Source organism: Aeromicrobium sp. REDSEA-S32_B7 (assembly GCF_001626145.1).
Classification (GTDB): Bacteria; Actinomycetota; Actinomycetes; order Propionibacteriales; family Nocardioidaceae; genus Aeromicrobium; species Aeromicrobium erythreum.
Genome location: NZ_LUNF01000206.1, coordinates 1 through 9349, shown reverse-complemented (window position 1 = coordinate 9349; position 9349 = coordinate 1). Strand labels below are relative to the sequence as shown.

The 9349-nt window shown below is 72.3% G+C and carries 7 protein-coding genes and 3 pseudogenes; 8 read left to right on the top strand and 2 right to left on the bottom strand.

Translation table 11 applies throughout. From position 1 onward, the window contains the following. Nucleotides 1–196, bottom strand: a pseudogene (locus A6Q79_RS13710) (hypothetical protein); the annotation flags it as partial. 100 nt (nucleotides 197–296) lie between these two features. Between A6Q79_RS13710 and A6Q79_RS13705 the strand changes: the two are divergent. Then, nucleotides 297–518: pseudogene (locus A6Q79_RS13705) on the top strand (helix-turn-helix domain-containing protein); the annotation flags it as partial. A 423-nt stretch (nucleotides 519–941) separates the two neighbouring features. Here A6Q79_RS13705 and A6Q79_RS13700 read toward each other — a convergent pair. Beyond that, nucleotides 942–1205, bottom strand: a pseudogene (locus A6Q79_RS13700) (Wzz/FepE/Etk N-terminal domain-containing protein); the annotation flags it as partial. Nucleotides 1206–1448: 243 nt separating this feature from the next. Between A6Q79_RS13700 and A6Q79_RS13695 the strand changes: the two are divergent. The 7 genes from A6Q79_RS13695 (at nucleotide 1449) to A6Q79_RS13665 (ending at nucleotide 8693) form a co-directional block, all read left to right on the top strand. Then, complete coding sequence (locus A6Q79_RS13695) at nucleotides 1449–2216, top strand: RNA polymerase sigma factor (RefSeq protein WP_067859621.1); 768 nt, start codon at nucleotides 1449–1451, stop codon at nucleotides 2214–2216. Between the two features lie 17 nt (nucleotides 2217–2233). Further along, complete coding sequence (locus tag A6Q79_RS13690) at nucleotides 2234–3115, top strand: glycoside hydrolase family 16 protein (protein WP_317698623.1); 882 nt, start codon at nucleotides 2234–2236, stop codon at nucleotides 3113–3115. 117 nt (nucleotides 3116–3232) lie between these two features. After that, the gene (locus A6Q79_RS13685; RefSeq protein WP_236749743.1) at nucleotides 3233–3682 is read left to right on the top strand and encodes an adenylyltransferase/cytidyltransferase family protein; all 450 of its coding nucleotides are present in this window, start codon (nucleotides 3233–3235) and stop codon (nucleotides 3680–3682) included. After that, nucleotides 3679–4638 carry a glycosyltransferase family 2 protein gene (locus A6Q79_RS13680; protein WP_286689101.1) on the top strand — a complete coding sequence of 320 codons (960 nt, stop codon included), beginning with the start codon at nucleotides 3679–3681 and terminating at the stop codon, nucleotides 4636–4638. The genes A6Q79_RS13685 and A6Q79_RS13680 overlap by 4 nt, the downstream gene beginning before the upstream one ends. 1 nt (nucleotide 4639) lies before the next feature. After that, on the top strand, nucleotides 4640–5089 hold the full coding sequence (locus A6Q79_RS13675) for a UDP-N-acetylglucosamine--LPS N-acetylglucosamine transferase (RefSeq protein WP_067859612.1): 450 nt from the start codon (nucleotides 4640–4642) through the stop codon (nucleotides 5087–5089). Beyond that, complete coding sequence (locus A6Q79_RS13670) at nucleotides 5086–7026, top strand: exopolysaccharide biosynthesis polyprenyl glycosylphosphotransferase (RefSeq protein ID WP_286689100.1); 1941 nt, start codon at nucleotides 5086–5088, stop codon at nucleotides 7024–7026. The genes A6Q79_RS13675 and A6Q79_RS13670 overlap by 4 nt, the downstream gene beginning before the upstream one ends. Nucleotides 7027–7100: 74 nt before the next feature. Then, complete coding sequence (locus tag A6Q79_RS13665; RefSeq protein WP_286689099.1) at nucleotides 7101–8693, top strand: AMP-binding protein; 1593 nt, start codon at nucleotides 7101–7103, stop codon at nucleotides 8691–8693. Nucleotides 8694–9349: the final 656 nt, after the last annotated feature.

Below are 9349 nucleotides of genomic sequence, written 5' to 3'. Positions count from 1 at the left end.
GCTCGGTAGCCGCCGCCCAGACGGTGACGGTGTCGTCGACGGCCCCGACCACCCGGGCGCCGAGCAGCACCGAGCCGGCGACGACGACCACCCCGACCCACAGGCGCGGGTCGCGCCACCCGGGCGTGCGGGTGCGCGTCGCGGTGGGTGCGGAGGTGGGAGGGGCGGCTGGTGGGGTCCCGAGATCGATGGCCACGGGCGGCATCCTTCCCCGCCGTCGCCGACTCCTCACCTGCTCATCCACAGCCCGCCCGGGTCGCGCCCGCGGACGGGACCGGAGGTGACACGATGGACCCATGTCCGCCACTCCCCGCTTCCTCACGCTCGCCGACGTGGCGGAGGTGCTCAACACCTCGAGCGCGCAGGTCTACGCGCTGGTGCGACGCGGGGAGCTGCCGGCGATCAAGATCGGCGGACGCGGCCAGTGGCGGGTCGAGGCGGCCCGGCTCGAGGAGTTCATCGAGCAGATGTACGCCCAGACCAAGACGTTCGTCGACGAGCACCCCTACGAGGAGGCCGAGCGCGAGGCCGGCCACGCCGAGCGGCAGCACGCCGAGCGACGACGGCGCGGACGGGGTGGCCGGTGCGCCGAGCACCCGGCCCGGCGACGTGTCGACCGTCGCCAGCTCCGCGGCGCGGGTGCCCAGCGTCTTCGCCTCGGTGAGGATCGACTCACGGGCGGGGGAGTCCTTCGGGTAGCGGTCGGCCGAGTCCTCGAGCATGTCGATGCGGTCCCAGGTGGCCTCCTGCAGCTCCTGCACCGTCGTGGCCGCGGCCTCGCCGCGCACGGTGAGGAACGCCTCGGCCACCGCACGCGACCCGGCCGCCGCTGTCCGCGGCGTCGACGCCGTGTAGGCGATGTCGAGGACGGCCGTGTCGGGCGGGTTCGTCACCGACACCCCCCTCCTCAGGGCACCCGCCGAGGTGTCGAGGTCGTCGGCGGCAGCCGTCAGCACGTCGCCGGACGTCACCAGCTGGGCGTCGGTCGCGACGTCGAGCGTCGGGCTCGACCCGCTGGAGGGGCTGACGTCGACCGGCACGACCCGCACCGACGTGGTGGCGGTGTACGTCACGGGCAGCAGCACCCAGGCGAGGACGCCGAGCAGGACGCCGACCACCGCACCCAGCGCGAGCACGCGCCAGCGTCGGCGCAGGGTGCCGGCGAGCTCACTGAGCTGGGCGGGCTGAGGTGGTGCGGACTGCATGCAGGAGCTCCTCGGGTACGGGACGTCATGCACTGGGAGCGACGACGGCCTCGTTCATGACGCCGCGGGCGGGCGTCCGTGCCTGTGAGTTGAGCCATTGACCCGCTGTCTCACCCGGTTACTATGGCCGAGTTGCAACTGCCTGTGTCACGAACGCGGGCAGTCCCGGCCGGAGACCGTCACCACGGTGGAGGGCGGGGAACGATCCAGGGGAAAGTTCAGATGTCCATCGATGAATCGCGCATGTCTGCGCGCGCGTCCGGCGTAGAGCTGGACGACGCGCACCTGCTGTCCCTCGCGCGGGACGGCGACGACGACGCCTATGCCGAGCTGTTCCGTCGGTACCGGCCCGTGGCCCTGCGCCTCGCCCGGCGCCTCGGCGCACCGACCGAGGCCGAGGACACCGTGTCCGAGGCGTTCGCCCAGGTGCTCGGCCAGCTCCGCCGCGGTCTCGGTCCCGAGCGTGCCTTCCGCGCGTACGTGCTGACCTCGGTCCGCCACGAGGCCGCCCGACGGGGACGGCTGCGCCAGCGCGTCCAGCCGACGGACGACCTCGCGACGATCGACACCGCGGTGCCGTTCGGGCACGGACAGCTCGACACGTTCGAGCGCGACCTCGTCCGGTCCGCCTTCGCGTCGCTGCCCGAGCGCTGGCGCACGGTGCTCTGGTACCTCGACGTCGAAGGACTCAAGCCGCACGAGGTCAGCGACCGGCTCGGTCTCACGGCCAACGGCGTCTCCGCGCTCGTGTACCGCGCCCGCGCCGGGCTCCGCGAGGCCTACCTCGCGCAGCACGTCGCCGCCGACGGCGTCGAGGCCAGCGACGAGTGCCGTCAGCTGCGTCCCCGGCTCGCGTCGCTCGTGCGGCGCACCGTCGGCATGCGCGAGCAGAAGCGCATCCACGTCCACCTCGAGGCTTGCCCGTCCTGCATGGCCAGCTACCTCGAGCTCGAGGACGTCAACGCCCGCGTCGTGGCCCCGCAGCAGGCCGTCGCCGGCGTCCGCGCCTGACGTCCGCAGGCCACCGGGTGCGTCGCAGGGTCCTGCTCGTCGTGGTGCTGCTCGCCCTCGTGGCGGGTCTGCTCGTGACGGTGCGGCTGGTCGGGCCGGGAGGCGACCGTGCCGACGCACCGACCGACCTCTCCGACCCTGCGCAGGGTCGGCTCGCGTGGCACGACGAGTTCTCCGGCGCCCGCGTCGACCCCGACCGCTGGACGGTCCGCGACGACACGACGCTGTCCTTCGACCAGGCCCGCATCCGGGCCGACGCCGTCGAGGTGCGCGGCGGGCGCCTGCGCATCACCGCCCGGTCCGACCCGGCCGGCGACACCTCCGGCGAGCGTCCCGTCAGCACGGGCTACCTCGACACGATCGGCCACTTCGCCCAGCAGCACGGACGGTGGGAGGTGCGGGCTCGGCTCCCCGTCGAGCCCGGCCGCTCGCGGGCGCTCTGGCCGGCCTTCTGGCTGCGGGCCTCCGACCTGCCCGGCGAGATCGACGTCGTCGAGGCGTGGGGCACCCCCACCTCCCGGCAGCGGAGCGCGATGTCCGAGCAGTACGCCTGGACCGTCCACGAGGACACCACCGCCCCTCCCGGGTACCGGCGGGTCGGCGGCTGGGGGCGGGCCGCGGAGCCGCTCGCCGACGGCTTCCACACCTACGCGGTCGACTGGACGCCCGGCTGCCTGCGGTTCTCGCTCGACGGCCGCACGACGGGCTTCGTCGACCTCGACCGCGAGCCGCGCCTGCGCCGAGCGCTCGACGGTCCGGTCGACATCCGGCTCAACCTGCAGGTCGGCAGCAGCTACTGGGGCCGCCTCGATCCCGAGCGCCCGGGCACCACCGGGCTCCCGGCCACCTTCGAGATCGACCACGTCCGGGTCTTCCGTCCTCGTCCCGCCCGGGACTGAAGTCCTGACTTCGCGTTCGTGACCTGAGACACGCCCGAATCGGCCTCGTCCTGCGTCACGCGCCCACGCTCCTCCGCTCTCCAGGCATGCACGAACGTCCAGGGGATCGGAGAACCGGTGAGCATCACGCGCACGACCTACGGGGTGGGATACGCCAGCGGCGTGTTCGACATGTTCCACGTCGGCCACCTCAACCTGCTGCGCCGGGCACGGCACCGCTGCCGCCACCTCGTGGTCGGCGTCGCGAGCGACGAGTACGTCGAGATCCTCAAGGGTCGCCAGCCCGTCGTGCCGTGCGACGAGCGCATCGACATCATCTCCGCGCTCGGCATCGTCGACGAGGTGGTCATCGACCGCTCCGAGGACAAGCGCATGGTGTGGGAGCAGCGACCCTTCGACGTGATCTTCAAGGGCGACGACTGGCAGGGCACGCCGAAGGGCTACCGGCTCGAGCGCACGATGGGCGAGATCGGCGTCGACGTCGTCTACTACCCGTACACGCGGCAGACGTCGAGCACCATGCTGCGCGCCCACCTCACCGGTGCCGAGCTGGAGGGGCTCGCGTGAGGGTCGACAGCGCGGTCGAGGTGCTCGACGCCGCCACGACCCCGTACGCACCGCCCGTCACCGTCGTCGTGCCCACCCACGACCGCCCGACGCTGATGGCCGAGGCCGTGCGCAGCGTCCTGCTGCAGGAGTACGCCGGACCGGTCGAGGTCGTCGTGGTCTTCGACGCCTGCGAGCCGGTGCTGCCCGACGTCGCGCTGCTGCCGGGCCAGAGCCTGCGCGCCGTGGTCAACGACCGCGTCCGCGGCCTCGCCGGCGCCCGCAACACCGGCATCCTGGTCGCCAGCCACCCGTTCGTCGCCTTCCTGGACGACGACGACACCTGGCTACCGGGCAAGCTGGCCGCCCAGATGCCGCTCTTTCGCGACCACCCGGACGCCCGGCTGGTGGCCACCGCGATGCAGGTCGACGACGGCGAGCGCCTCACCGACCGGCTCGTCCCCGCCGACGTCGTCTCGCACGCCGAGCTCGTGCGCGAGCGGTTCGGGGGCCTGCACTCCAGCAGCTTCGTGTTCCGGCGCGACGCGCTCGTCGACGAGATCGGCATGATCGACGAGGACCTCCCGCGTGGCTACGCCGAGGACACCGACGTGCTCCTGGCGGCGTCGCGGCTCGCGCCCGTGCGACTCGTGAACGAGCCCCTCGTACGGGTGCGCTGGCAGGGCCAGTCCTACTTCTTCGGGCGCTGGGCCGACTACGCCGCCGCGCTCACCTACCTCCTCCACAAGCACCCGCAGTTCGCCGACGACGACGCCGCGCACGCGCGGATGCTCTCGCAGATCGCGTTCGGCGAGGTCTCCTCCGGTCAGCGTCGGGCCGGCCGCCGGCACGCCCGGCAGGCCCTGGCGCTGCGACCCACCACCCTGCGCGCCTGGCTGGCGCTCGCCGTCGGTCTGCGTCTGCTGACGCCCGGCGCCGTCGTCACCGTCGCGCGACGCTTCGGAAAGGGCATCTGACATGCGCATCCTCATCGCCTGCTCCTCCGGCGGACACCTCGCCCAGGCCCTCGCCCTCGAGCCCTGGTGGGGCGAGCACGAGCGGCTCTGGGTCACCGGGCCCACCGAGGACGCCCGGCTGAAGTTGCGCGACGAGCGCGTCATCGAGTGCGCGTGGCCGACGCAGCGCAACCTGCCGAACCTCGCCCGCAACATGGTGCTGGCCCGCCGGGTCATCGACGAGTGGCGTCCCGACGTGGTCTTCAGCACCGGCGCCGCCGTCGCCGTGCCGTTCCTGCGCCAGGCGCGCCGGGTCGGCGCCCGGTCGATCTTCCTGGAGACGATCGACCGCATCGACAAGCCGTCGCTGACCGGTCGGCTGGTGTACCCGTTCGTCGACGAGTACCTGACGCAGTGGGACCAGCTCACCGAGAAGCTGCCGCGCGCGCAGACCGTCGGCCTGGTGCTGTGACCGAGCCGCTCAGCGTCGTCGCGAGCGTCGGCACCTACCACCACCCGTTCGACCGCTTCGTCGACTGGCTGGAGCCGTGGGCCGACGCGCAGGAGGCCGCCGTGGTCTTCCAGCACGGCTCGACCCGACCGCTGGGCAGGGCCGACAACCGCACCATGATGGCGCCCGACGAGCTGCTCGAGCACTACCGGCGCGCCGACGTCGTGGTGCTCCAGGGCGGTGCCGGCGGCGTCATGGACGCACGCCGCGCCGGTCGCATCCCGATCGTCGTGCCCCGCGTGCCGGTCGACGACGAGGTCGTCGACGACCACCAGGTCGTGCTCAGCCGACGGCTGGCCGAGATGGGGCTCGTGCACGTCGCGGAGTCGCGCGAGCAGCTGCACCGGCTGCTCGACGAGGTGGCCGCCGGCACGCTGCGCACCCGGTCGGAGGAGCTGCAGCCGACTGCCGGCGTCCTCGAGGCCACCCGGCTGCTCGGCGACCTGCCCGAGGCGCGCCGTGACGCCGAGGGGCGCACGCGCCTGGGCGTCCCGCGCAGCACCCGGGCCCCCGCAGGTGAGGAGTTCCTCGCCGCCCGCGCCCAACGTCGTCGCAGCGGCATGGTCCGGGCCGTCGCCGACGCCGTGCGGCAGGGACTGGTCGGCTACCTCCTGACCTTCACGACGGCCCTCGCGCTCGCCGTCCACTTCGGGCTGGACGGCGACGTCGGCCGCGCCGTCGTGGCCGGCGTCGGGGCGTGGCTCGTCTACAGCTGGCTCGCGCAGCCCGCGGCCGAGCGCGCCAGCTCGCTCACCCCGGTCGTCCGCCTGCTCGGCATCGTCGGCGCGGCGGTCGTGGCCGGTCTGCTGCTCGGCGTCCAGAGCACGCCCGACCTGCGTCGCGGCCTGCTCGCGGTGCTGGCCGCCGCCCTCGTCTTCGTCGGCTACGGCGTCGCGCACCGTGTCGTCCGGCGTCGCACGCCCACGGTCCTGGTGGGCGAGGAGCGTCGGGTCCGCCGGCTGACGGACCACTGGGCCGGCCGGCGCGACGTCGACGTCGTGGCCTCGTGCGTCTGGCGCGGCGATGCGGAGTCCGTGCCCCTCGGCTCGCCGGGGTCGCTGTCGCGGATCGTGCCCGACGTCATGGCGACCGTCTACCGCCAGCGCGCCCGGTCCGTCGTCATCGCCTCCGACCACGCGCTCACCACGCCCGCGCTGCGCCACCTGGCCTGGGCGCTGCAGCGCGCCGACGTCGAGTGCCTGGTGCTCGCCGACATGGAGGACCACGTCGAGTACATGCGTCCGCGCATGGTGGCCGACCAGCTGGCGCTGACCATGCGGCCTCCCAACGAGCACCTGGTGTCGGTCGCGGTCAAGTCAGTCGTCGACCGCACGGCCGCGCTCGTCGGCCTGGTGGTCCTGTCGCCGGTGATGCTCGCCGTTGCCCTCGCAGTGCGGCTCACGTCGGCCGGACCGGTGATCTTCCGCCAGGAGCGCACCGGACGCGACGGGACAACGTTCACGATGCTGAAGTTCCGCACCATGGTCGTCGACGCCGAGGAGCGGCTCGATGAGCTCGTCGTCCGCAACGAGGGTGCCGGCCCCCTGTTCAAGCTCGACGACGACCCCCGGGTCACGCCCGTCGGACGCGTCCTGCGTCGCACGTCGCTCGACGAGCTCCCGCAGCTGGTCAACGTGCTGCTCGGCCACATGTCGCTCGTCGGCCCTCGGCCCGCCCTGCCGCGCGAGACGGCCCAGTACAGCCAGTGGGTCTGGCGACGGCTGCACGTGCGCCCCGGACTCACCGGCCTGTGGCAGGTCAGCGGTCGTTCGCAGCTGAGCTGGGAGGAGTCGATCCGGCTCGACCTGCAGTACGTCAACACCTGGAGCCTGCGCCTCGACGCCCGGATCCTGCTGCGCACCGTGCGCGCCGTGCTCGTACGTGACGGCGCTCTCTGAACCCGCCACGCGGTGTCACCCACTGTTACTGTGACGTTTCCTGACGTGACGAGACCGAGGAGCCGCCGGACCGCATGAGTGACATCGCCTACAAGCTGAGGGTCCTGCGACAGATCGGCCTCCTCAAGGTCCAGCCGCCCCACCGGCTCCTCAAGGCGGGCATCAAGCTCGCCACCTGGGGCCCCGGCTTCCCGTCGGCTGTGGCCGCCGCGGCCGCCCGCTTCCCGAACCAGACCGCGATCATCGACGACGCCGGCGAGATCACGTGGGCCGAGCTGCGCGACGAGATCAACCAGACGACGGCCGCGCTCAAGGCCCGCGGCGTGCAGGTCGGCGACGCGGTCGCGCTCATGGGACGCAACCACCGCTGGATGGTGGTCTCGATGGTCTCGATCATGCAGATCGGCGCGAAGGTGCTGCTGCTCAACACGATGGCCAGCGCCTCCCAGCTCGGCGAGCTCACGCGACGCGAGGGCGCCAAGTTCGCCATCGTCGACCAGGAGTTCCTCAAGGTCACGTCCGAGATCGACCGCGACCTCGTCGTCGTGGCGTGGGCCGACGACGACTCCCACGGCCTGCCGACCCTGTCGGGCCTCGCCGAGGGGCAGCCGACCGACGACCACAAGAAGCCGTCCAAGCCGGGCGGCATCGTCATCTTCACCTCCGGCACCACCGGGCTGCCGAAGGGCGCGAACCGCAAGGAGCCGGAGAACCTCGACCCGCTCCTCACCTTCTTCGGGTCCATCCCGTACCACGGCAACTCCACGGTCGTGCTGGCCGCGCCGCTGTTCCACTCGTGGGGCCTCATCAACTTCGGGTTCGGCCTCTCGACCGTCCCGACCTACGTCCTGCGCCGCAAGTTCGATCCCGCGCAGGTCCTCGAGGACATCGACCGGTACAAGGCCGAGGTGCTCGTCGTCGTGCCGCTGATGATGCAGCGTCTGGTGAACCTCGACCGCGAGGTGGCCGACCGCTACGACGTCTCCAGCCTGCGCATCACCGCCTCGAGCGGCTCGGCGCTCGCCGGTGACCTGGCGATCGACTTCATGGACCGCTTCACCGACTCGGTCTACAACTTCTACGGCGCCACCGAGACCGGCTGGGTGTCCATCGCCTCGCCGGAGGACCTGCGCGCGGCACCCGGCACCGCGGGTCGCGTGCCGTGGCGCACGGTCGCGAAGATCCTCGACACCGACGGCAACGAGCTGCCGCCGGGCGAGACGGGCGTCATCTACGTCGGCAACGAGATGCAGTTCGGCGGCTACACCGACGGCAACACCAAGGACTTCCGCGACGGGCTCATGCACACGGGCGACCTCGGCTACTTCGACGAGGACGGTCGCCTGTTCGTGGCCGGCCGCGACGACGACATGATCATCTCCGGCGGCGAGAACGTGTTCCCCCGCGAGCTGGAGGACGCGCTCATCGGCCACCCGTCCATCACCGACGTCGTGGTCGTCGGCGTGCCCGACCCCGACTGGGGCCACTGCCTCGCCGCCTACGTGGTGGTGAAGGACGGCGCGTCGCTCGACGAGGACGAGGTCGTCTCCTACGCCAAGGAGCGGGTCGCCCGCTTCGCCGTGCCGCGTCGGACCAAGTTCCTCGACGAGCTGCCCCGCAACCCCACGGGCAAGGTCATGAAGCGCGAGCTCCCCGAGTTCGACTGACCCCGAGGGCGCTCCGCGCCCGAGCGGGTCAGTCGGGTCGAGTGGTGCACGCCGAAGGCGTCCCGCTGTATCGAGACCTGGCAAGCGTCCAGGCCCCGGTGCCTCCACCTGCCCCGCGCCGAGCCGTTGCCGGGTGGTCTCGATACGCAGGGACCTCGCAAGCTCGTCCCTGCTACTCGACCAGCGGAACGTTTCGCTGGTCGAGTAGCGCGGAGCCGCGAGGGACGAGCGTGCTCCGGGCGTATCGAGACCACTCCACGCCGGCGCTGGGGGTTGGCCCGAGCTGGGCTGTTGCCGGGTGGTCTCGATACGTCAGGACTTCGCAAGCTCGTCCTGACTACTCGACCAGCGATCGCGCTGGTCGAGTAGCGCGGAGCCGCGAGGGACGAGCGTGCTCCGGGCGTATCGAGACCACTCCACGCTGTCGCTGGGGGTTGGCCCGCGCTGGGCTGTTGCCGGGTGGTCTCGATACGCAGCCACGGCGCTCCTTCGTCGCCCGTGGCCGCTACTCGACCAGCGGAACCTTCCGCTGGTCGAGTAGCGCGGAGCCGCGAGGGACGAGCGTGCTTCGGGCGTATCGAGACCACTCTGGGGTGTCGCTGGGGGCTGGTTTGCGCTGATCTGTTGCCGGGTGGTCTCGATACGCGGCCACGGCG

Coding starts and splice junctions, on each gene's coding strand:
- A6Q79_RS13665 (WP_286689099.1), top strand. CDS start 7,101: ATGAGTGACATCGCCTACAAGCTGAGGGTCCTGCGACAGATCGGCCTC.
- A6Q79_RS13695 (WP_067859621.1), top strand. CDS start 1,449: ATGTCTGCGCGCGCGTCCGGCGTAGAGCTGGACGACGCGCACCTGCTG.
- A6Q79_RS13675 (WP_067859612.1), top strand. CDS start 4,640: ATGCGCATCCTCATCGCCTGCTCCTCCGGCGGACACCTCGCCCAGGCC.